This window comes from Staphylococcus cohnii subsp. cohnii (assembly GCF_002902365.1).
Lineage (GTDB): Bacteria > Bacillota > Bacilli > Staphylococcales > Staphylococcaceae > Staphylococcus > Staphylococcus cohnii.
In genome coordinates this window covers 82,679-106,402 of the sequence record NZ_PPQC01000025.1, presented here as the reverse complement: position 1 = coordinate 106,402, position 23,724 = coordinate 82,679, and the positions used below count along the sequence as shown (strand labels likewise).

Annotated in this window: 26 protein-coding genes and 2 pseudogenes; 27 read left to right on the top strand and 1 reads right to left on the bottom strand. The window is 31.7% G+C overall.

From position 1 onward, the window contains the following. Positions 1–3 precede the first annotated feature (3 nt). From CD032_RS05175 to holA, 16 genes and pseudogenes are all read left to right on the top strand, one after another. Positions 4–1,236: an NRAMP family divalent metal transporter gene (locus CD032_RS05175; RefSeq protein WP_040030027.1), complete on the top strand. Its 1,233-nt coding sequence runs from the start codon at positions 4–6 to the stop codon at positions 1,234–1,236. A gap of 296 nt (positions 1,237–1,532) precedes the next feature. Then, positions 1,533–2,219 carry a 5'-methylthioadenosine/S-adenosylhomocysteine nucleosidase gene (gene mtnN, locus CD032_RS05170; RefSeq protein ID WP_019469399.1) on the top strand — a complete coding sequence of 229 codons (687 nt, stop codon included), beginning with the start codon at positions 1,533–1,535 and terminating at the stop codon, positions 2,217–2,219. An 18-nt stretch (positions 2,220–2,237) separates the two neighbouring features. Beyond that, positions 2,238–2,765 carry a YqeG family HAD IIIA-type phosphatase gene (locus CD032_RS05165; protein ID WP_019469398.1) on the top strand — a complete coding sequence of 176 codons (528 nt, stop codon included), beginning with the start codon at positions 2,238–2,240 and terminating at the stop codon, positions 2,763–2,765. Next, positions 2,766–3,872, top strand: coding sequence for a ribosome biogenesis GTPase YqeH (gene yqeH, locus CD032_RS05160; protein ID WP_019469397.1), 1,107 nt, complete (start codon positions 2,766–2,768; stop codon positions 3,870–3,872). An 18-nt stretch (positions 3,873–3,890) separates the two neighbouring features. Beyond that, the gene (gene aroE / locus CD032_RS05155) at positions 3,891–4,688 is read left to right on the top strand and encodes a shikimate dehydrogenase (protein WP_019469396.1); all 798 of its coding nucleotides are present in this window, start codon (positions 3,891–3,893) and stop codon (positions 4,686–4,688) included. A 12-nt stretch (positions 4,689–4,700) separates the two neighbouring features. Beyond that, positions 4,701–4,991: a ribosome assembly RNA-binding protein YhbY gene (gene yhbY, locus CD032_RS05150; protein ID WP_019469395.1), complete on the top strand. Its 291-nt coding sequence runs from the start codon at positions 4,701–4,703 to the stop codon at positions 4,989–4,991. Continuing rightward, the gene (nadD, locus tag CD032_RS05145; protein WP_026034801.1) at positions 4,991–5,563 is read left to right on the top strand and encodes a nicotinate (nicotinamide) nucleotide adenylyltransferase; all 573 of its coding nucleotides are present in this window, start codon (positions 4,991–4,993) and stop codon (positions 5,561–5,563) included. Before yhbY ends, nadD begins: the two co-directional genes overlap by 1 nt. Next, positions 5,553–6,137 carry a bis(5'-nucleosyl)-tetraphosphatase (symmetrical) YqeK gene (gene yqeK, locus CD032_RS05140; protein ID WP_040030028.1) on the top strand — a complete coding sequence of 195 codons (585 nt, stop codon included), beginning with the start codon at positions 5,553–5,555 and terminating at the stop codon, positions 6,135–6,137. The genes nadD and yqeK overlap by 11 nt, the downstream gene beginning before the upstream one ends. Beyond that, positions 6,138–6,491 carry a ribosome silencing factor gene (gene rsfS, locus CD032_RS05135; RefSeq protein ID WP_103211240.1) on the top strand — a complete coding sequence of 118 codons (354 nt, stop codon included), beginning with the start codon at positions 6,138–6,140 and terminating at the stop codon, positions 6,489–6,491. It begins immediately after the preceding gene. Positions 6,492–6,493: 2 nt separating this feature from the next. Next, on the top strand, positions 6,494–7,219 hold the full coding sequence (locus tag CD032_RS05130; RefSeq protein ID WP_040030029.1) for a class I SAM-dependent DNA methyltransferase: 726 nt from the start codon (positions 6,494–6,496) through the stop codon (positions 7,217–7,219). Between the two features lie 118 nt (positions 7,220–7,337). Beyond that, positions 7,338–8,002 (top strand): annotated as a pseudogene (locus CD032_RS05125) (helix-hairpin-helix domain-containing protein). Between the two features lie 81 nt (positions 8,003–8,083). Next, a complete protein-coding gene (locus tag CD032_RS05115; protein ID WP_019469390.1) occupies positions 8,084–8,545 on the top strand; it encodes a ComE operon protein 2 in 462 nt (153 codons plus the stop codon). A gap of 95 nt (positions 8,546–8,640) precedes the next feature. Beyond that, entirely contained in the window at positions 8,641–9,549 is a 909-nt protein-coding gene (locus CD032_RS13340; RefSeq protein ID WP_258026228.1) for a ComEC/Rec2 family competence protein, read from the top strand. A 94-nt stretch (positions 9,550–9,643) separates the two neighbouring features. After that, positions 9,644–9,844 (top strand): annotated as a pseudogene (locus tag CD032_RS13335) (ComEC/Rec2 family competence protein); the annotation flags it as partial. Positions 9,845–9,928: 84 nt separating this feature from the next. Continuing rightward, positions 9,929–10,774 (top strand): ComEC/Rec2 family competence protein, encoded by an 846-nt coding sequence (locus tag CD032_RS13330; protein WP_019469388.1) that lies wholly within the window; start codon positions 9,929–9,931, stop codon positions 10,772–10,774. Between the two features lie 75 nt (positions 10,775–10,849). Further along, entirely contained in the window at positions 10,850–11,824 is a 975-nt protein-coding gene (gene holA / locus CD032_RS05105; protein WP_019469387.1) for a DNA polymerase III subunit delta, read from the top strand. A 231-nt stretch (positions 11,825–12,055) separates the two neighbouring features. Here holA and rpsT read toward each other — a convergent pair whose 3' ends face one another. Beyond that, positions 12,056–12,307, bottom strand: a complete 252-nt coding sequence (rpsT, locus tag CD032_RS05100; RefSeq protein ID WP_019469386.1) for a 30S ribosomal protein S20 — start codon at positions 12,305–12,307, stop codon at positions 12,056–12,058. A gap of 320 nt (positions 12,308–12,627) precedes the next feature. Between rpsT and lepA the strand changes: the two genes are divergently transcribed. The 11 genes from lepA (at position 12,628) to CD032_RS13315 (ending at position 23,626) form a co-directional block, all read left to right on the top strand. Further along, entirely contained in the window at positions 12,628–14,451 is a 1,824-nt protein-coding gene (gene lepA / locus CD032_RS05095) for a translation elongation factor 4 (protein WP_019469385.1), read from the top strand. Positions 14,452–14,554: 103 nt separating this feature from the next. Next, a complete protein-coding gene (gene hemW, locus CD032_RS05090; RefSeq protein ID WP_103211238.1) occupies positions 14,555–15,679 on the top strand; it encodes a radical SAM family heme chaperone HemW in 1,125 nt (374 codons plus the stop codon). A gap of 99 nt (positions 15,680–15,778) precedes the next feature. Beyond that, positions 15,779–16,759, top strand: coding sequence for a heat-inducible transcriptional repressor HrcA (gene hrcA, locus CD032_RS05085; protein ID WP_019469383.1), 981 nt, complete (start codon positions 15,779–15,781; stop codon positions 16,757–16,759). A 26-nt stretch (positions 16,760–16,785) separates the two neighbouring features. Further along, a complete protein-coding gene (gene grpE, locus CD032_RS05080; protein ID WP_019469382.1) occupies positions 16,786–17,412 on the top strand; it encodes a nucleotide exchange factor GrpE in 627 nt (208 codons plus the stop codon). A 51-nt stretch (positions 17,413–17,463) separates the two neighbouring features. Then, positions 17,464–19,308: a molecular chaperone DnaK gene (dnaK, locus tag CD032_RS05075; RefSeq protein ID WP_103211237.1), complete on the top strand. Its 1,845-nt coding sequence runs from the start codon at positions 17,464–17,466 to the stop codon at positions 19,306–19,308. Between the two features lie 137 nt (positions 19,309–19,445). After that, a complete protein-coding gene (dnaJ, locus tag CD032_RS05070; RefSeq protein ID WP_019469380.1) occupies positions 19,446–20,576 on the top strand; it encodes a molecular chaperone DnaJ in 1,131 nt (376 codons plus the stop codon). Between the two features lie 3 nt (positions 20,577–20,579). Beyond that, positions 20,580–21,518: a 50S ribosomal protein L11 methyltransferase gene (prmA, locus tag CD032_RS05065; RefSeq protein ID WP_019469379.1), complete on the top strand. Its 939-nt coding sequence runs from the start codon at positions 20,580–20,582 to the stop codon at positions 21,516–21,518. A gap of 3 nt (positions 21,519–21,521) precedes the next feature. Continuing rightward, positions 21,522–22,274 (top strand): 16S rRNA (uracil(1498)-N(3))-methyltransferase, encoded by a 753-nt coding sequence (locus CD032_RS05060; RefSeq protein ID WP_019469378.1) that lies wholly within the window; start codon positions 21,522–21,524, stop codon positions 22,272–22,274. 5 nt (positions 22,275–22,279) lie between these two features. After that, positions 22,280–22,474, top strand: a complete 195-nt coding sequence (locus CD032_RS13325; protein ID WP_258026227.1) for a hypothetical protein — start codon at positions 22,280–22,282, stop codon at positions 22,472–22,474. Positions 22,475–22,491: 17 nt separating this feature from the next. After that, positions 22,492–23,142, top strand: coding sequence for a radical SAM protein (locus tag CD032_RS13320; protein ID WP_258026226.1), 651 nt, complete (start codon positions 22,492–22,494; stop codon positions 23,140–23,142). 160 nt (positions 23,143–23,302) lie between these two features. After that, on the top strand, positions 23,303–23,626 hold the full coding sequence (locus CD032_RS13315) for a hypothetical protein (protein WP_258026225.1): 324 nt from the start codon (positions 23,303–23,305) through the stop codon (positions 23,624–23,626). Positions 23,627–23,724 lie beyond the last annotated feature (98 nt).

The following is a 23,724-nucleotide window of genomic DNA, read 5'->3' as shown; positions in this document are numbered from 1 at the left end:
CACATGGGAGAAAAATTAAAAACAGAATCGAAGGATTTTGAATTTACAAAAAATCATAAAAGGTTATTATTAGGTTCTGTATTCTTAATGGCTACATCTGCAATTGGACCTGCATTTTTAACTCAGACTGCAGTATTTACTGCGCAGTTCACTTCAAGTTTTGCTTTTGCGATTTTATTATCAATATTGATTGACATAGGAGCGCAAATTAATATTTGGAGAGTGTTGGTCGTCACAGGTAAACGTGGACAAGAAGTAGCTAATGAAATATTTAAAGGATTAGGTACTTTTATATCGATATTAATTGCAATAGGTGGACTCGCATTTAATATTGGTAATATTGCAGGTGCGGGATTAGGATTGAATGCAATTTTTGGCTTAGATGTAAAGATTGGTGCAGCTATTACAGCAGTATTAGCAATACTTATTTTTGTAAGTAAAAGTGGTCAAAAAATTATGGATGTTGTCACGATGTTTTTAGGTGTTTTAATGATTGTAGTTGTTGCATTTGTAATGTTTAAAGCTAACCCGCCATATGCTGACGCAGCTAAACATCTTGTGATGCCAGAACAACCTTTAGCACTTGTTTTACCTATTATCACATTAGTAGGTGGAACAGTTGGCGGTTATATTACATTTGCTGGTGCACATAGAATATTAGATTCTGGCATCCGTGGTAAACATTATTTGCCATTTGTAAACAAAGCGGCTATTTCAGGAATATTAACAACAGGTGTGCTTAGAGCATTATTATTCTTAGCGGTACTTGGTGTAGTCGTTACGGGCGTAACTTTAAATGATACAAATCCACCGGCTTCAGTATTTGAGCATGTATTAGGACCAATTGGTCGAAGTATATTTGGTGTTGTATTATTTGCTGCAGCAATGTCTTCAGTTATTGGATCAGCATATACAAGTGCAACTTTCTTAAAAACATTGCATAAATCGATCTATAACAAAACAAATATTATTGTAATTTCATTTATAGTCATTTCAACTTTTGTTTTTCTATTCTTAGGAAAACCAGTAACATTATTAATCGTTGCAGGTGCTTTAAATGGACTTATCTTACCTATTATATTAACGACAATACTTATTGCTAGTAAACGAAAATCAATCGTAGGGGACTATCATCATCCGACATGGATGCTTTGGTTTGGTATTTTAGCTGTTTTAGTCACAATTGTTACAGGTATATATTCACTGCAAGGATTGACACAATTAATAGGTAGTTAACAATACGAATATAGTTATTAAGTAACCATTCTCTAGTTCTTTATGCTTATAATAAGGACTTAGAGAATGGTTTGTTTTATATTTATACTTGCATTAAATAAGCATTGCCATTTCGTTTTAAAATAATAGCAATGTATTTACATGTTAAATCAAATTGATAATGCGAAAATTTACATAAATTTCTTACGATAAATAATGAAGTAATAATTTGATATAAATATGCTTCAATCGTCGAGCTATCAGTTTAAATGTGATAGAATAACTAAGGTTAGGATTTTAAATTGAGGTGAATAACAATGATCGGTATTATTGGAGCTATGGAAGAGGAAGTAGCAATCTTAAAAAATAAACTTGTGAATTTAGAAGAGATTAATATTGCACATGTATATTTTTATAAAGGTTATATAAATGATAAAGCAATCGTATTAACTCAAAGTGGCATTGGTAAAGTAAATGTAGCCATTTCAACAACATTATTAATTGAAAAGTTTAAACCTGATTTAATTATTAATACAGGTTCTGCAGGTGCATTGGATAAATCGTTAAATGTTGGTGATATCGTAGTAAGCGATATGGTTGCTTATCATGATGCTGATGCCAGAGCATTTGGTTATCAATTAGGACAAATCCCACAAATGCCTGCACAATTCGTAGCAGATAAATCATTGATTGACAAAGCGACACAAGTAATTACAAATCAACAACTAGTTGCTAAGGTAGGCTTGATTGTAAGTGGTGACAGTTTTATTGGTACAAAAGACCAACGAATGAAAATTAAAACAAATTTCCCTCAAGCGATGGCTGCAGAAATGGAAGCAACTGCAATTGCACAAACTTGCTATCAATTCAATTTACCATTTATTATCACTCGTGCAATATCAGATTTAGCAGATGGAGACGCTGGTATCACATTTGATGAATTTTTAACAAAAGCAGCAAAATCTTCTAGTACTATGGTAGAAAATTTAATTAAAAAAATATAAAAAAGGTGAATAGAAATAATGGGTATAATAAAGAAATACTTTATGCCAAATGAATATGTGCAATCAATTTTTCAAATTGATATAGATAAGCTTGCAAAATCTGGCGTAAAAGGTATCATTACTGATTTAGATAATACACTAGTGGGATGGGATGTTGCCTATCCTACAGAAGCAGTTAAAACTTGGTTTGAAGAAGCAAAACAAAAAGGCATTACGATTACAATAGTTTCTAATAATAATGAAAAAAGAGTAGGTAGCTTTTCTAAATCTTTAAAAGTAGATTATATTTTTAAAGCAAGAAAACCAAGAGGGCGTGCGTTTGATCCTGCAATGCATTCTATGAGTTTACACCCATCAGAGATAGTAGTTATTGGTGATCAAATGTTAACGGATGTATTTGGTGGTAACAGACGAGGTTTATTTACTATTATGGTAGTACCTGTTAAACAAACGGATGGCTTGATTACTAAATTTAATCGTCTTATTGAACGCAGATTATTACAACATTTTAGAAAAAAAGGATATATAAAATGGGAGGAAAATTGATTGAGTGAATTGGATGTATTGAAATGTATAGGTTGTGGTGCACCTTTACAGTCTGAAGATTCTGATGCACCAGGTTATGTTCCAGAACATAACTTATTTCGTGAAGACGTTGTGTGTAAAAGATGTTTTAGACTGAAAAATTATAACGAAGTACAAGATGTAGGTTTAGATAGCGATGACTTTTTAAATTTACTCAATGGCTTGGCAGATAAAAAAGGAATAATAGTAAATGTTGTGGATGTATTTGATTTTGAGGGTTCATTTATCAATGCAATTAAACGTATCGTCGGCAACAAAAAAATTATTCTTGTAGCGAATAAAATAGATCTTTTGCCAAAACAAATAAATAAACGTCGTGTAAAAGAATGGTTGAAGAAAGCAGCTAAAAAATATGGACTTGACGCTGAAGATGTTGTGCTTATTTCTGCAGACAAAAATGAAGGTATTGAAAATCTATTAACTTCTATTAACAGTATCAGAAACGATGAAGACGTATATATTGTAGGAACTACAAATGTAGGTAAATCAACTTTAATTAACAAATTAATAGAACGCAGTGTAGGCGAAAAAGATGTTGTTACAACTTCAAGGTTTCCTGGCACAACCTTGGACATGATTGATATTCCACTTGATGAAACGACGTTTATGTATGATACACCAGGAATTATTCAAGCGCACCAAATGACACATTTAGTATCTGAACATGAACTAAAAACAATTATGCCTAGAATAGAAATTAAACAACGTGTTTATCAGCTTAACGAAGGACAAACATTATTTTTCGGTGGACTTGCACGTATAGACTATATAAGTGGCGGGAAAAGACCGTTAGTCTGTTATTTTTCTAATGATTTAAATATTCATAGAACAAAAACAGAAAAAGCAAATGAATTATGGCGAAATCAATTAGGATCTGTATTAACACCACCTCATAATCCTGAAAATTTTGATTTGAGAAATGTTAAAGCTGTAAGGTTAGAAACTGGTAAAGAAAAACGTGATGTAATGATTTCTGGATTAGGTTTTATCACGATAGACGCAGGTGCAAAAGTTATTGTGCGCGTGCCAAAAAATGTTGATGTTATTTTAAGAAATTCAATTATGTAAGGTTAAGGTGTGTAAAATATGAAATATGCAGTAATAGGCCATCCAATTGATCATTCTTTATCTCCAGTGATGCATAATGCTAATTTTGAATCTTTAAATTATAATGCAACATATGAAGCGATTAATATTCCTGAAGATAAATTTCATCTAATAAGAGAAATTATTTCAGATAAAGCACTTTCTGGTTTTAATGTAACAATTCCACATAAGGAACGTATTATACCTTTTTTAGATGAAATTGATGAACAATCAGAAACTGTAGGTGCCGTGAATACGGTTAAGATAGAAGATGGTAAATGGATTGGTTATAATACAGATGGTATAGGTTATGTTAAAGGCTTGCAACGCGTGTATCCTGATTTAAAACATGCCTATATCTTAATTTTAGGTGCAGGCGGTGCTAGTAAAGGCATTGCGAATGAATTAACTAAATATGTACAACCTAAACTTACTATTGCAAACAGATCTCTGGACAGATTTGAACAATGGAATTTGAATGTAAATAAAATTAGATTATCCGATGCTGAATTAGCATTATCCGAATTCGATATTATCATCAATACGACACCGGCAGGAATGAACACAAACCAAGAAATACCAATTAGTTTGAAGCATTTAGAGTCTGATACGTTAGTGAGTGACATTGTGTATGTACCTTTTAAAACACCGATCTTAGAACAAGCTGAAGCCCAAGGTAACCCAATCTATAATGGCTTGGACATGTTTGTTTATCAAGGTGCAGAAAGTTTTAAAATTTGGACAGATACAGAACCGGACGTGCAAGTTATGAAACACACAGTTTTAAATTATTTATAAAAGGAGCATTTTATGTTAACAGGTAAACAAAAGAGATTTTTGAGAAGTAAAGCACATAATGTTGACCCAACTTTCCAAATCGGAAAAGCTGGTGTTGGTGAAAATATGATAGAACAATTAAATGATATTTTAGAAAATAGAGAATTAATAAAAATACATGTACTACAAAATAACTTTGAAGACAAAAATGATTTAGCGCAAACTTTAAGCGATGCAACTCATAGTGAAATTGTTCAAGTAATCGGGTCTATGATTGTCTTGTATAAAGAATCACAAGATAATAAACAAATTCAATTACCATAATGTCTAAAAAGATAGTCTTATATGGTGGGCAGTTTAACCCGATTCATACAGCTCACATGGTTGTTGCCAGCGAAGTGAATCATGTTATTAAACCAGATTTGTTTTACTTTATTCCAAGTTATATGTCACCACTCAAAGCGCATGATGATTACTTAGATGCGAAATATAGAATTGATATGATCCATTGTGCAATTAACGAACTTGGGTTTGGATCTGTTTATTTAGACGAAGTCGAACGCAAGGGACAAAGTTACACTTATTTTACAATTAAACATATTTTAGAAAAACATCCAAATGCTAAACTATTTTTTGTTATAGGCACGGACCAATATATTCAATTAGAAAAATGGTATGCGATTGAAAATTTGAAATCAATGGTAACCTTTGTAATTGTGAATCGTGGTAAAGCAAAGCAAGAAGTTCCAAATAATATGATAGCAATTAATATTCCACGCATAGATATAAGTTCAACACTCATCAGGGAAAGGGTAAAACAACATAACAATATTCAAACGCTGGTGCCTCAAAGTGTAGAGAAATATATCAGAGAGGAAGGATTATATGAAATTTGATGAAGCTGTCTCCATAGTTAAAGACAAATTACCTGAGAAAAGATATAATCATTCACTAAGAGTAGCAGAAACTGCTGTTAAATTAGCTGAACAGTATGATGGGGATAAAGATAAGGCAAAACTCGCAGGTATTTTACATGATTATAGCAAGTACGATGATTTGGGATCTATGTATCAGATTGTTAGACAAAATGATTTGGATAGTAACTTGTTGAGTTACGGATCTGAAATCTTACACGGTCCAGTCTGTGCTGTTATAATGGAGCAACAATTTGGTGTAAACGATGAAGAAGTGTTACTTGCCATTAAAAATCATACAACTGGTCGTGCTCAAATGACTAAAACAGAAAAATTAGTTTTTATCGCAGATTATATTGAACCTGGTCGTCAAACCCCAGGCGTTGAAGAAATTAGAGATTTAGCATACAATCAAGGTAGCTTAGATAAAACCATTTATGAAATATCTAAGCGAACTGTTTTATATTTAATCACGAAAGATATTACCGTTTATGATGCCACGATTGCTTGCTTGAATTATTACAATTATAGTGACAAAAGAGTAAAGGATGATTAAATGAAATCAGATCAATTATTAAATTTAGCTGTCAATGCAACTGAGAATAAGAAAGCAGAAGATATTATTTCTTTAAATATTCAAGGTATTAGCGATATGACTGACTATTTTATCGTATGCCACGGCAATAATGAAAGACAAGTTCAATCCATCGCACGTGCAGTTAAAGATGCTGCAAATGAAGCGGAAGTCGAAGTAAAACGAATGGAAGGCTTTAATGAAGCAAGATGGATTTTAATTGACTTGGCCAACGTAGTAGTACACGTATTCCATAAAGATGAACGTGATTATTACAACTTGGAGAAATTATATCGTGATGCACCATTAGAATCTTATGGACAGGCAGTTTATTAATAATGGCTCAATACGAAGAAATGAGCTATTACTATGATCAATTAACTTTAGATCAGCCATACGAATCATGGCTTGATATTGTAAATTATTATGCTAAAAACAAATCAACTATCTTAGATATTGGTTGTGGTACAGGTAGTTTCACCTCAAAATTAAACGACTTTGATAATATAACAGGTATGGATTTAAGTGTTGATATGCTTTCGATAGCAATGCAAAAATCCAGTGAAGTGAATTGGATAGAAGGTGATATGACAGAATTCGACCTTAACCAACAATATGATGCAATAACCATTTTTTGTGATTCTTTAAATTATTTAACAGAATATGGAGATGTGTTATCCACTTTTCAGCAAGTATATCATCATCTAGAGCTGAATGAGGGTGTATTTATGTTTGATGTCCATACTGAACACAAGATGAATACATTATTCAATAATCAAAGTTATATTGATGAAACAGAAAATGTATTTTTAGCTTGGGAAGCTATTCGTGGCGAAGAACCATTAAGCGTATGGCATGATATGACATTTTTTATAAAACAAAGTGATAACTTATATAAAAGATTTGATGAGTCACATTACCAAAGGACTTATTCAAAGGAAGTTTACACTAAAATGTTAGAATCATGTGGTTTTAAACATATAACGACATTTGTTGATTTTGAATTTGAAAACCAGAATGATAATCAAGATGGAGAGCGCTTGTTCTTCATTGTTAAAAAATAAAAAAGTAAAATCACTCCTTTATGCGTGTAAACTATAAAGGAGTGATTTTTTGTTATCATTATGGGAATTGTTTAAAGAAAGATTTAGTCAATTTAATTCTACAATAAAAGTCTGTGTTATGCTATTTATAATAGTGACTGTAGCCTTAACTTTATCATTTTTAATGAACCGTGATAACGAACAAATGAAAAAAAGTAATGATATGGCACCAATAGAATTATCAGAGCATAACCAACTCAAACCAAATGAAAAAAATGAACGTTCATCGAATAAAACTGAAACACCAAGTAAAACTGAAACACCAAGCAATGACCCTACAAAAGATTCATTTGTTTATGTTGATATCAAAGGTGCGGTAAAATATCCAAATGTTTATAAAATGAAAAATAATGATCGCGTCAAACAGTTGTTGGATAAAGCTATCGTTTCAGAACATGCAGATTTAACGAACATTAATTTATCAGAACGATTAATAGATCAGAAAATGATATATATTCCTGAAAAAGGGGAGCAACCTCATTTACAAGCTCAGAATCAATTGAATAAAAGTGAAACCGCAACAAATTTTTCAGAAAAAAAGATATTGATGCTGCAACAGTAAATTTAAATACTGCAACAGAAAGCGAGCTCACCAGTATGCCTGGAATAGGAAAGGTTAAAACTAAAGCTATCATTGAATATCGTGAGCAAAACGGTAATTTTAAATCTATTGATCAATTGAAAGAAATTAATGGATTCGGTACTAAAACAATAGAAAAATTAAGTTCACATTTAACAATCTAAAATTTTGTTGTGTTTTTTCGAAAATCGATTTAATCTATAAATATCACATTAAAAATTTACATAAATTGGAGGTTTAGTATCATGGATCGTATTAAATGGGAAGAATACTTTATGGCGCAAAGCCATTTATTAGCGCTGCGTTCTACATGTCAAAGATTGTCTGTGGGAGCAACGATTGTAAAAGATAATAGAATTATAGCTGGAGGGTATAATGGTTCTGTGTCTGGAGAAGTACATTGTATTGATGAAGATTGTCTGTTGGAAGATGGTCATTGCATTCGTACGATACACGCAGAAATGAACGCGTTGCTACAATGTGCAAAACAAGGGGTGTCAACAGAAGGCGCAACGATTTATGTTACTCATTTTCCATGCTTGAATTGCACAAAGTCAATTATCCAAGCTGGTATTAAAACGATTTATTATGCTGAAGACTATCATAATCATCATTATGCTTTAGATTTGTTAAAACAATCAGGTATTGTGTATAAAAAAATTCCATTTAATCAAGAACACGTAGCACAATATTTAATCAATAAATAAAATTGATTTATTATGCTTTAGCTTATTTGGCTGGTAACTTGCTACTATTTAATAAATTTTTATCTTTTATTTTAATACTTGGGCTAGTCATTATAATGAAAAGAAAAAGCTTTAATTTAATCCATTTTATAATAATAGTTATCATATCTTTAAGTAGTTTTATGATGTTTCAAAATGACTTGAGATCAGAAAAAGAATACCATTCTTCAATGATAAATAAAGTATTTCAAGGAAAAGCGAAATTAATCACAAAACCCAATTTGGAGCATCGTATACTTAAAGGTAAAATTAAAATAGATAAAAAGCTTTATACTTACGTTTATAATATACATGCATCAAAAAATATAGAAATAGAAAATGTTTCTGATTTTTTGTTCCAAAAAACTTGTAAGGTACACGGACAGTTTAGATCATTAAAAAACGATACAAGACCTAATCTTATTTTTATTCTTCAAAATATTCACCTTTCAAGTTGTTACGAAGACACAAGCACTTTTTCTGATACTTTAAATAAACATAAAACGTTTATTTATGAAAAAATGAAACAATGGAAAATAGCTTTCCCTGAAAAAACAATTGCATTAATTACAGGCGATACATCGTTTATGAACAAAGAAGAATTAGATACAATTAAAAAGATTGGCATTGCGCATCTACTTGCTATTAGTGGAACACATATAGCTATTATTATTGCAATCATATGCTTTATCCTAAACAGGATAAAATGTCCATTGTTTTTAACCAAACTAATATTAATAATATTATTACCTATTTATTGCATGTATACAAATATGTCTCCAAGTGCTGTTAGAGCAATATTTATGAGTTTGTTAATAATCATATTTCCAAAATACATTATAAAGAATTCAATGAACATTTTAGGGTTTTTATTCGTATTTTTAACATTTTTAAATCCCTTGTTAATTTATCATGTCGGATTTCGACTTTCTTTTTTAATCACTTTTTCAATCCTTTTTCAATCCTTTTTGTTAGCCCATTGCTAAAGAATTTAGGTATTTTTCAATCTTTGTGCTATATCACGTTTATTGCACAACTAAGCTCATTTATCTTAAGTTGTATCCATTTTCATCAAATTCAATGATTGGTCTCATATCAAACCTCTTTTTTGTTCCATTCTATTCTTTCATATTATTTCCCTTCGTTATTTTTCTTACTTTTATCATACATTTGCCAATCAAACCTTTATTTATAATCAACTTATATAATCAATTAATTGTTTTGCATGATAAAGTGGTCGGAATTTTTGATAAACTCAACCTTTATCAATGGTATATTCCCAATTTAAATAATCTTCAAATAACTATAATATGTCTCATTTCGTTTCTATGTTTAGTTTTATTCGTTCATAAATGCTATAAATTTATGATAATTAGTTTAATTGCCTTATATATTGTCTCTACTATTCTACCTCAAGTACGCGCTTACCAACTTACAATGTTGGATGTAGGACAAGGTGACGCACTGTTATTTGAAACTAAATTACACGAATCATTATTAATCGATACGGGCGGTAATTTTAATTCGACACAGAACTTTTCGAGCCACAGTATTTCAAAATATCATATCTTACCAACATTAAAACGACATAATATAAAAAAGATTGATTACGTTGTGGTTACACATCCACATCTTGATCATATCGGTGAACTAGATTATTTAACAAACAGTTTAAAAATTAAAAATATTATAATTAATGCAAATAGCTTTAAAATTAAAGAACTAAATCATTTAAAAAATACCTGTTCAAAAAAGAATATCAAATTAATAGATTTCAAAAATAAATCACATTTTTTTATGAATAAAGCGGAAGTTAAACTGTTAGATGCTACAATTTCCAATTCTGATAATTTAAATGAACAATCAATCATTGTATTAATACAGTACAAAAGTTATAAAATTTTATTAATGGGAGATGCAACAATAAATAATGAAGAGAATTTAATACATAAATATCATTTATACAATGTTGATATTTTAAAAGTTGGGCATCATGGCAGTCGTACGAGTACAAGTAATAATTTATTGAAAGCAATTAGACCTAAAATAGCTCTCATTTCAGTAGGTGAAAAAAATAAATATAGACTTCCCAATCATCAAATTATTAATAGACTAAAATCTTTTGACATTAAAATATTTCAAACAAATATCAACGGAGAAGTGAACATTTTATTTAAAAACCAAATTGAAATACACTCACAATTCAATTAAAATTTTTAATTAGTGAGAAGCTATGACGCGTGTTATAATTAAAAAATGTGTAATAGAAATGAAAGGGTGCTAAGAATGAGCAGTAATATAATAACGATATATGGTGAAGTACCTGAACTAATTGAAAAAAAAGCTTCTGAAGTCATTGACCAATATTTAGATGACCCAAAAGATGAATTCAATTTCGTTAAATATAACTTATATGAAAATGATTTAGCTCCAATAATTGAAGAAACGCTGACAATGCCATTTTTCTCTAATAAAAAGGCTGTTCTAGTACAAAATGCATATGTATTTACTGGTGAGAAGCCACCTAAAGAATTAAATCATAATATTGATCAACTGATAGAATTTATAGAAAAATACGATGGTGACACTTTAATATTATTTGAAGTAAATCATTCTAAACTAGACGAAAGAAAAAAAGTTGTTAAATCTTTGAAAAAGCATGCACAAATTAAAAAAATAGAACAAATGTCAGAAGAAGACATAAAGCGTTGGATAAAAAGTCAACTGCATGAAAATTATAAAGATATTAAACAAGATGCACTAGATCTAGTTATTGAATTAACTGGAGTTAATTTTAATATTGTTAAACAAGAAATAGAAAAACTCATTTTATTTTTAGGTGATAGAACGACAATTAACAAAAATGATGTTCATCAAATTGTTAATAGGAGTTTGGAACAAAATGTTTTTTTACTGACTGAATATATCCAAAAAAATAAAAAAACAGAAGCTATTCAATTGGTTAAAGACTTAATAGCAATGAAAGAGGAACCTATAAAATTATTAGCTCTAATTACGAGTAATTATCGACTTTTCTATCAAAGTAAAATATTAGGACAAAAGGGTTATAGTGGTCAACAAATTGCCAAAACAATCAATGTCCATCCTTATAGAGTGAAGTTAGCTTTAAATCAAGCAAGACACTATGAATTAGAAAGTTTATTAAATATCATTGATAATTGTGCAGAAACAGATTATAAATTAAAGTCATCTTATATGAATAAACACCTTATACTTGAACTGTTTATTTTATCCTTATAAATTAGACGGTTTTTAGGTTTAGCTAACCGTACATAATGTATATAATGTTGTCGATGAATTATAACAAAAGTGTGCACTAATAATGCTAATCTTATAAAATCATAAAATAGAGAGAAAAAAGGCCCAGAAGAATTTTTACTTATTGCAAAACATTTCTGGGCTGATTTTATGAAGCATGAAATACGTTATTTTTAAAATAAAAAAAGTTCAAGCGTAAGCTTGAACTTTAAATTATTTAGCAGCTGTCATTAAAGATGATTTAATTCTAGCAGCTTTGTTAGAATGTATTAAGTTGCGTTGAGCAGCTTTATCTACTTTTTTCAATGCAAAGCTTACTAATTCAGCTTTATCGTCAGCATTAGTGTCGATTGCTGTATGAGCTCTTTTCACAGCTGTACGCATTGCATTTTTTTGTGAAATATTACGTTCTTCAGTTACATGAGTAGTATTAACACGTTTAATTGCAGATTTAATGTTTGGCATGTCTGTCACCTCCTAAAAGTGTGATCTTCGCTATCAAAAATTAATTTGATTACAACAAGAAATATTTTATCAAAACAACCAGGTTTCTGCAATCATTTATTTATATTAAGACGCGTAAAGTCGCGATAAATGGTACAATATTAATTACAATGACAAAAGATATACATAAAAATAGTTACATAGACGATAAAATATACACATAACTTTAAAAATCACTATTAAATTTATCAAGTTTGCAATTAGTAAATAAAAACGTTATTATATCAAAGAATGTCATACATATTTACGGGCTAGAATTATGAAAGTGAGACTGATAATACATGGATAAAGAAAATCGTTTAAGCAAGCGTGAAAATATAAGAAACTTTTCTATTATTGCACATATTGACCATGGGAAATCTACATTAGCAGATAGAATTTTGGAAAATACTAAATCTGTTGAATCACGTGAGATGCAATCACAGTTATTGGATTCAATGGATTTAGAGAGAGAACGCGGTATAACAATAAAGTTAAATGCTGTGCGTTTAAAATATGATGCAAAAGATGGTGAGACTTATACGTTTCACTTGATTGATACACCTGGACACGTAGATTTTACATATGAAGTTTCTAGATCACTAGCTGCCTGTGAAGGTGCTATATTAGTTGTAGATGCTGCTCAAGGCATAGAGGCTCAAACATTAGCCAATGTTTATTTGGCATTAGATAACGATTTAGAGTTATTACCAGTTGTAAATAAAATTGATTTACCAGCAGCAGAACCTGAGCGTGTAAAACAAGAAGTAGAAGATGTAATAGGACTTGATAAAGATGATGTCGTATTAGCCAGTGCAAAATCAAATATTGGCATTGAAGATATATTAGAAAAAATTGTAGAAGTGGTGCCACCACCACAGGGAGATCCAGAAGCGCCATTAAAAGCATTGATTTTTGATTCAGAATATGATCCGTACAGAGGCGTTATTTCTTCAATTCGAATTGTTGAAGGAACTTTGAAAACGGGTGATGAAATTAAAATGATGGCTACGGGAAAATCTTTTGAAGTTACCGAAGTAGGTATCAATACACCTAAACAATTACCAGTTAACGAGCTAACGGTAGGGGATGTAGGTTATGTCATTGCCAGTATTAAAAATGTAGATGATTCACGTGTCGGAGATACGATTACACACCTAGATCGTCCAGCAGCAGAACCGCTAAAAGGTTATAAAAAAATGAATCCGATGGTTTTCTGTGGTTTATTCCCTATTGATAATAAAGATTACAATGATTTACGAGAGGCATTAGAAAAGTTGCAATTAAATGATGCTTCGTTAGAATTTGAACCTGAGTCATCTCAAGCATTAGGTTTTGGATATAGAACAGGTTTCTTAGGTATGCTGCATATGGAAATTATCCAAGAACGTATTGAACGTGAGTTTGGAATAGAACTAATTGCTACAGCACCATCTGTGATTTATGAATGTATTCTTAAAAATGGTGATGAAATCTCTGTTGATAATCCAGCATATATGCCTGAAAGAGATCAAATTGATACAGTTTATGAACCTTTTGTAAGAGCGACAATGATGGTACCAAATGATTATGTGGGTGCAGTTATGGAATTATGTCAACGTAAACGTGGACAATTTATTAATATGGAATATTTAGATGATATTCGTGTCAATATTATTTATGAGTTACCATTATCTGAAGTTGTATTTGATTTCTTTGATCAGCTTAAATCAAACACAAAAGGCTATGCTTCTTTTGATTATGAATTCATTGATAATAAAGAAAGTGACCTAGTCAAAATGGATATATTACTAAATGGAGAGAAAGTAGATGCACTTAGTTTTATAGTTCATAAAGATTTCGCATACGAAAGAGGAAAAGCGTTAGTTGAAAAGCTAAAAACACTTATACCTAGACAACAATTCGAAGTACCTGTACAAGCAGCAGTTGGACAAAAAATAGTCGCCCGTACAAACATAAAATCAATGGGTAAAAATGTCTTATCTAAGTGTTATGGTGGAGATATTAGCCGCAAGAGAAAACTATTAGAAAAGCAAAAAGCTGGTAAAGCAAAAATGAAATCAGTTGGTAATGTTGAAATACCACAGGATGCTTTCCTTGCAGTGCTTAAGATGGACGAAGATTAATATTATTACTTATTAAATATTGGGGCCTTAAATCCATTCGATTTATGCCCCAGTTTTTTGTTATGTTAATCTATTTTATTTAACGAAAGAAGGTTATCTCAAAATGGAAGTTAAAAGTGCATATATCCATATTCCTTTCTGTGTCAAAATTTGTACTTATTGCGATTTCAATAAATATTTTATACAAAATCAACCAGTGGATCAGTATTTAGATTGCTTAATAAACGAAATGAAGCAAAGTGAAGTTAGATCCTTAGAAACAGTTTTTGTCGGCGGTGGGACACCTACTGCTTTATCATATGAGCAACTTGAGAAATTATTGATTGCAATTACAGAAATCTTTGAAATTAAAGGAGAATTTAGTTTTGAAGCGAATTCGGATGAATTAACTTTAGAAAAAGTGCAATTGTTAAGGGATTATGGTGTGAATAGATTGTCGATGGGCGTTCAAACATTTAAACCTGAATTGTTAGAGATATTAGGACGTTCTCATAAGACAGAAGATATATACAGAGCCGTATCGAATGCAAGGCAGGCCGGGATACCTTCTATAAGTTTAGATTTAATGTATCATTTACCACAACAAAGCTTAGAAGATTTCAAAGATAGTTTAGAAAAAGCATTATCGATGGATATTGATCATATTTCAAGTTATGGCTTGATTTTAGAGCCTAAAACTCAGTTCTATAATATGTATCGTAAAGGGCAGCTGAAAATCCCAAACGAAGATGTCGGAGAAGAAATGTACGAATATTTATTAAATAGGATGCATGAGACTGAGTTACATCAATATGAAATTTCAAACTTTGGTAAAAAAGGACATGAATCAGAACACAATAAAGTTTACTGGAAAAACGAAGGTTATTATGGATTTGGTGCAGGGGCAAGTGGTTACGTTAATGGCGAACGTTACAATAATGTAAATCCTGTGAATCACTATATTAAAAAGATACAAAATAACGAAAGACCTATTCTTGACTCAGTATATCCAACAGAAAGTGAACAAATGGAAGAAGAGATGTTTCTAGGTTTAAGAATGAACCAAGGTGTAAGTAGAAAACGCTTTAATCAAAAGTTTAATAAAACGATTGACGACGTTTATGACGAAGCAATCAAAGATTTAAAACAGAGAGAATTAATTTATGATACAGGTGACTACATTTCTTTAACAGAGAGAGGTAAAGTAATTGGCAACCTAGTATTTGAAGCGTTTTTACTGAATGTTTAATTTTTTAAAAAAACTGAGGCTTTAACATTGACTTACTTTGACCAATTTGATAAATTATAATTAGCACTTGAAACAAAAGAGTGCTAATGAGGTGAAAACATGATTAGTGATAGACAATTGAGCATTTTAAATGCAATTGTTGAAGATTATGTTGATTTAGGTCAACCAATTGGTTCCAAAACACTGATTGAACGACATAATTTAAATGTTAGTCCTGCCACTATTAGAAACGAAATGAAACAACTAGAGGAACTTCATTTAATAGAAAAAACGCATACTTCATCAGGACGTTCTCCATCAGAGTCAGGCATCAGATATTATGTGAATCAATTATTGCAACAAACATCTCATCAACAACACAAAAAAATACAACGTTTAGAAGATTTACTGGTTGAAAATCATTATGATATTTCCTCAGCTTTGAGTGAATTCGCGAATGAACTTTCAATCGCTTCTCAGTATACAACGTTGGTAATGCGTCCAAATCACAAAAAAGATATTATTAATAACATTCACTTGATTCGAGCAAATGCATATTTAGTAATCATGGTCGTTGTTTTTACATCTGGTCATGTTGAACACTTACATTTAGTATCCAAAGCACGTTTATCGAGTGATGAATTGACAAATATAGCTAATTTTGTGACTGCAAAATATAATGCGTTAAATCAACAACGCTTAGAAAATGAACTAAATGCCTTTGCAAAGTCAGATTTTGAAAAAGACTTTATAAAGGACATGTTAGATACAATAGATGTTCATTTTGATAATCAAAGTAATGGCATTTACATGGGTGGAAAGGTTAAACTAATTGATGCACTAAACGAATCAAACGTTTCTTCTATTCAACCCATATTGCAGTATATTGAATCAAACAAAATTACTCAGCTACTTGATGAAATGTCAAATTCATCAATTAATGTTAAGATTGGACAGGAAATCGAATCAAGCTTGAGCGATATTTCTATTGTCACTACAGAATATCACATCGACGATAGACTTAAAGGTCAAATTGCGGTTATCGGACCAACAGCAATGAATTATCAGAATGTAATACAATTACTAAATACGATTTGGTAATTAAGAATTGTATTGGAGGGCAGAAAATGACAGAAAAAAATGAATCAGTATTCGATGAAAACGAAAAAACTGAAGATATCAATCAAGAAACACCAACGAATCAAACAACTTCAGTTGAAGATGCTGATGAAATAGCTAACGAATCACAAGATAATCTGCAAGAGGAAAATTCTGAGGATACTGAGGCAGATATCGATCCTAAAGATGAAGAAATTCAACAATTAAAAAATAATGTTCAAGAAGAAGAAGAAAAATATTTAAGATTATATGCTGAATTTGAAAATTATAAGCGTAGAATCCAAAAAGAAAATCAAACGATGAAAGCATATAAAGCTCAAGATGTTTTAAATGACATTTTACCGACTATAGATAATATAGAACGAGCTTTACAAATTGAAGGCGAAGATGAGCAATTTAAATCATTACAAAAAGGTGTGGAAATGGTTTATGAAAGCTTGTTGAACGCATTGAAAAATAACGGTTTAGAAAAAATTGAGGCTGAAGGTCAACAGTTTGATCCAAATGTACATCAAGCTGTGGTACAAGACGATAATCCTGATTATGAATCAGGTCAAGTTACTCAAGAACTACAAACTGGTTATAAATTGAAGGAACGTGTTTTAAGACCTTCAATGGTTAAAGTAAATCAATAATTTTATTGATGAAAATACCGAATTTTTAAAACAAACAGGAGGAATTTATTTATGAGTAAAGTAATAGGTATTGACTTAGGTACAACAAATTCATGTGTAGCAATCTTGGAAGGTGACGAACCAAAAGTTGTTCAAAACCCTGAAGGTGCTAGAACAACGCCGTCTGTTGTAGCATTTAAAAATGGTGAAACTCAAGTAGGTGAAGTTGCTAAGCGTCAAGCAATTACAAACCCTAATACAATTCAATCTATCAAACGTCATATGGGTACTGAGCACAAAGTAGACGTAGAAGGTAAATCATACACACCACAAGAAATATCTGCGATGGTATTACAAAACCTTAAGAGTACTGCAGAAGATTATTTAGGTGAAAAAGTAGAAAAAGCAGTTATCACTGTTCCTGCATACTTTAATGACAGTGAACGTCAAGCTACAAAAGATGCTGGTAAAATTGCTGGTTTAGAAGTTGAACGTATTATTAACGAACCAACAGCAGCAGCATTAGCTTATGGTTTAGATAAAACAGAACAAGACCAAAAAGTCTTAGTATTTGACCTAGGTGGCGGTACATTCGACGTATCTATCCTTGAATTAGGTGACGGTGTATTCGAAGTACTTTCAACTGCAGGTGATAATAAACTAGGTGGGGACGACTTTGACCAAGTTATTATCGATTATTTAGTTGCAGAATTTAAAAAAGAAAATGGCGTAGACTTATCACAAGACAAAATGGCATTACAACGTCTAAAAGACGCTGCTGAAAAAGCTAAAAAAGACTTATCAGGTGTTTCTCAAACACAAATCTCATTACCATTTATTTCTGCAGGTGAAAATGGTCCGCTACACTTAGAATTAAGTTTAACACGTTCAAAATTTGAAGAATTAGCTGATTCATTAATCAGAAGAACGATGGAACCAACTCGCCAAGCTATGAAAGATGCTGGTATCAGTAGTTCTGATATCGATGAAGTTATTTTAGTTGGTGGTTCAACAAGAATTCCTGCAGTTCAAGACGCTGTGAAAAAAGAAGTAGGTAAAGATCCTCACAAAGGTGTTAACCCAGACGAAGTAGTAGCAATGGGTGCTGCTATCCAAGGTGGCGTTATCACTGGTGATGTTAAAGATGTAGTATTATTAGACGTAACACCTCTTTCATTAGGTATTGAAATAATGGGTGGACGTATGAATACATTGATTGAAAGAAATACTACTATCCCTACATCTAAATCACAAGTTTATTCAACGGCATCAGATAATCAACCAGCAGTTGATATTCACGTATTACAAGGTGAACGTCCAATGGCTTCTGACAACAAAACACTTGGCAGATTCCAATTAACTGATATTCCACCAGCTCCACGTGGTGTACCACAAATTGAAGTAACTTTTGATATCGATAAAAATGGTATCGTTAATGTTACTGCAAAAGATTTAGGTACAAATAAAGAACAAAACATTACTATTCAATCAAGTTCTTCACTTTCTGATGATGAAATCGATCGTATGGTAAAAGATGCTGAAGAAAACGCTGAAGCAGATAAACAGCGTCGTGAAGAAAGTGATTTAAGAAACGAAGCAGATAGTTTAGTATTCCAAGTTGAAAAAACAATTACTGATTTAGGTGAAAATATCAGTGAAGATGATAAAAATAATGCAGAAGAGAAAAAAGAAGCTTTAAAATCTGCGCTTGAAGGCGAAGATATTGATGACATTAAAGCTAAAAAAGAAGAACTAGAAAAAGTAGTTCAAGACTTGTCTGCTAAAGTTTACGAGCAAGCTGCTCAAGCACAACAACAAGCACAAGGTGAACAAGCAAGTGGTTCAGATGATAGCAATGTTGAAGATGCTGATTTCACAGAAGTAAATGATGATGATAACAAAGACGACAAAAAATAAGTTTAGTTATTAATTGCTATTGAAAGCAGAATATGACACAATTGCTTAGCCAAATTAAGTCAAAGTCAATTGAACATTGGCTTTGACTTTTTCCTTTTTAATAAGTAATTTAATCAAACGTAAAAGGAGAGATAAAAGTGGCCAAAAGAGATTATTATGATATCTTGGGTGTCAGTAAAGACGCTTCTAAAGATGAAATAAAAAAGGCTTACCGTAAATTATCAAAAAAATATCATCCTGACATCAATAAAGAAGAAGGTGCAGATGAAAAGTTCAAGGAAATTTCAGAAGCATATGAAACGTTAAGTGATGAAAACAAGCGTGCAAACTATGATCAATTTGGTCATGATGGACCACAAGGTGGATTTGGCGGCCAAGGATTTGGTGGTCAAGACTTTAGTGGTTTCGGCGGCGGTTTCGAAGATATATTCAGTTCATTCTTCGGTGGTGGACGTCAAAGAGATCCAAATGCACCTAGAAAAGGTGATGACCTACAATATACAATGACTGTTACTTTTGAAGAAGCTGTATTCGGTACAAGCAAAGAGATTTCAATACGCAAAGATGTAACTTGTCATACTTGTGATGGTGAAGGTGCAAAACCGGGAACTAAGAAAAAAACGTGTCATTACTGTAATGGTTCAGGACATGTTGCTGTAGAACAGAATACGATATTAGGTAGAGTTAGAACTGAAAAAGTTTGTCCAGTTTGTAGTGGTTCTGGTCAAGAATTTGAAGAACCTTGTCCGACATGTCACGGTAAAGGAACTGAAAACAAAACAGTTAAAATTAATGTGACAGTGCCAGAAGGTGTAGATAATGAACAACAAATAAGATTAGCAGGTGAAGGTGCGCCTGGAGAAAATGGTGGACCACAAGGTGATTTATACGTTGTATTTAGAGTTAAACCTTCTGAAACATTTGAAAGGGAAGGCGACGATATTTACTTTTCACAAGATATCAGTATCGCTCAAGCAACACTTGGTGATGAAATTAAAGTCCCAACTTTAAAAGGTCATGTTATGTTAACAATTCCTGGCGGAACACAATCAGGAAAACAATTCCGTCTTAAAGAAAAAGGTGTAAAAAATGTTCATGGCTATGGCTATGGTGATTTATTTATCAACGTGAAAGTTGTCACACCTACTAAGATAAATGAACGTCAAAAAGAATTGTTAAGAGAATTTGCCGAAATTGATGGTGAATCATTAACTGAGCAACCGTCAAATTTTAAGGATAAAGCAAAAAGATTCTTTAAAGGAGAATAAAATATGAACTGGACTGAAATATCAATCACTGCAAATCATGATGCCATACCAATTATTTCTAATATTTTAGAAGAACATGGATCAAACGGAGTCGTTATTGAAGATTCATTAGATCTTCGAAATGATTTTGCTGACAAATTTGGTGAAATTTATGAACTAAATCCTGATGATTACCCAGTTAATGGCGTAAGAGTTAAAGCATATTTTAATGAAATAAAATATACTCAGGATTTTAAAATTGATTTGATTCAAAAAATTAAAAGTATTGAATCGTTGGATGCAAAAATATTTGAATATCAACAACAAACAATTCAAGAACATGATTGGGAAAATGAATGGAAAAATTATTTTCATCCGTTTAGAGCGTCTGCTAAATTTACAATTGTTCCAAGTTGGGAAACATATCAAAAAGAAGACGAAAATGAAATGTGTATTGAGTTGGATCCAGGTATGGCTTTTGGTACAGGTGATCATCCAACGACAAGTATGTGCTTGAAAGCTATTGAAACTTTCGTGAAGTCAGATGATTCAGTGATTGATGTTGGCACAGGTTCAGGCATACTCAGCATTGCATCATATTTATTAGGTGTAGAACGCATAAAAGCGATTGATGTAGATGAAATGGCCATTAAAGTTGCGAAAGAAAACTTTGAAAAAAATAATTGTGTTAAAGCTATTGAGGCTGCGCCAGGCAATTTACTTACAGAAGAAACTGAAAAGTTTGATGTCGTTATTGCAAATATTTTAGCTCATATTATTGAAGAAATGATTGAAGATGCTTATAATACGTTAAATAAAGATGGTTATTTTATAACTTCTGGTATTATAACAGAGAAACACGAAACAATTTTAGTACAGATGAAGCGTGTAGGGTTTAAAATCATTTCTATTAATCATGACAACGGTTGGGTATGTATCGTTGGACAGAAAGTGAGCGATTAAGCAATGCAGAGATATTTTATTGACCAAAACGCTGATATAAATCAGCGTTTTTTTATTACGGATCAAAATGATATACATCATATTACAAAGGTAATGCGATATCAAAATGGTGACCAAATCATTATTACTTTTTCAGATCAAAGCGTTTATAAATGTAAAATCGAAAATATGACTATGGCGGAAATTGAAATTACATTAATAGAAAAAATAGATATCGATTCTGAATTACCACAACATATAACAATTTGCAGTGGGTTAATTAAAGCGGATAAGTATGAATGGATGATACAAAAATCCACAGAGCTAGGTGCAAGACAATTTATCGCTGTTGGTATGCAAAGATCTGTTGTAAAACTAAATGAAAATAAAGTTGTTAAAAAGTTAGAACGTTGGCAAAAAATTATAAAAGAAGCTGCTGAACAAAGTTATAGGCTAATTATTCCAGAAATAGAGTATAAGTCGAATTTAAAGGAAATTTATGATATTATAAATGAATATGATTATGTATTGATTGCTTATGAAGAATCTGCTAAGTGTGGGGAAAAAAGTACTTTTAAGGCAGTTGTTCAAAAATTTGAACCTGGTGATCGTGTGTTAATCATTTTTGGGCCTGAAGGTGGCTTGTCTGAATCAGAAATTAAGTTATTTGGTAGTTCAGCATACCAAGTCGGTCTAGGGCCTAGGATTTTAAGAGCTGAAACTGCACCGTTATATACTTTAAGTGCTGTAAGCTTTCAAAAAGATTTATTGGGGTGATATTTATGTCAACAGTTGCATTTCATACATTAGGATGTAAAGTGAATCATTATGAAACAGAGGCAATTTGGCAATTATTTAAAGAAGCAGATTACGACCGTGTTGATTTTGAAACAAATGCTGATGTATTTGTTATAAATACGTGTACGGTCACTAATACAGGTGATAAAAAAGCAGGCAAGTCATTAGACGTGCTATAAGACAAAATCCAGAGGCAGTGGTATGTGTAACTGGTTGTTATGCACAGACATCTCCTGCTGAAATTATGGAAATACCTGGCGTAGATATTGTGGTCGGCACTCAAGATCGGACGAAGTTAATCGGTTATATCAATGAGTTTAAAAAAGAAAGACAACCAATTAATGGTGTGGGAAACATCATGAAAAATCGTACATATGAAGAATTAGAAGTTCCATACTTTACAGATAGAACAAGAGCTTCGTTGAAGATACAAGAAGGGTGCAATAATTTTTGTACTTTCTGTATTATTCCTTGGGCTCGTGGCTTAATGCGATCTAGAGACCCTGAAAAAGTTATAGAACAAGCAACTACACTGGTAAATTCAGGGTATAAAGAAATTGTTTTAACTGGTATTCATACAGGTGGATATGGTCAGGACTTAAAAAATTATAATTTAGCACAATTATTACGTGACTTAGAAACTGTAGATGGCTTAGAGCGTATTAGAATTTCATCGATTGAAGCAAGTCAATTAACAGATGAAGTTATTAGTGTAATTGAGCAATCAAACAAAGTTGTACGTCATCTTCATATCCCATTACAATCTGGGTCTGATTCAGTATTGAAGAGAATGAGAAGAAAATATACTATGGCTCATTTTTCAGAGCGATTGACTCGTTTTACATGAAGCACTACCTGGATTAGCAGTTACAAGTGATGTCATTGTTGGTTTCCCAGGTGAAACTGAAGAAGAATTCCAAGAAACATATGATTTTATTGTTGAACACAAATTTTCAGAATTACATGTATTTCCTTATTCTTCAAGAATCGGCACACCAGCTGCCAGAATGGACGACCAAGTTGATGAAAATATTAAAAATGAACGTGTACATCGCTTAATTCATTTGAGTGATCAGCTTGCTAAGACGTATGCATCAAAATTCGATCAAGAAGTACTTGAAGTTATTCCAGAAGAAGTTGGCAGTGAGCCAAGGACATTAATAGGTTTTGCTGATAATTATATGAAAGTTCAATTCGCTGGTGATGAATCTCTAATCGGTGAACTCGTAAAGGTAAAAATCACTCAACCTGATTACCCAATCAATCAAGGCGAATTACTAAGAGTAGTACATCATGCTACCAATACAACAGAACATTCTGTTACTGTATAAGATTTAATAGACAATGATTCAATGGAAACACATTCGCATGGTGTAAAATGAATCATGAAATTAAAATTTTACTAATTGACCACATTAATCAGATATAT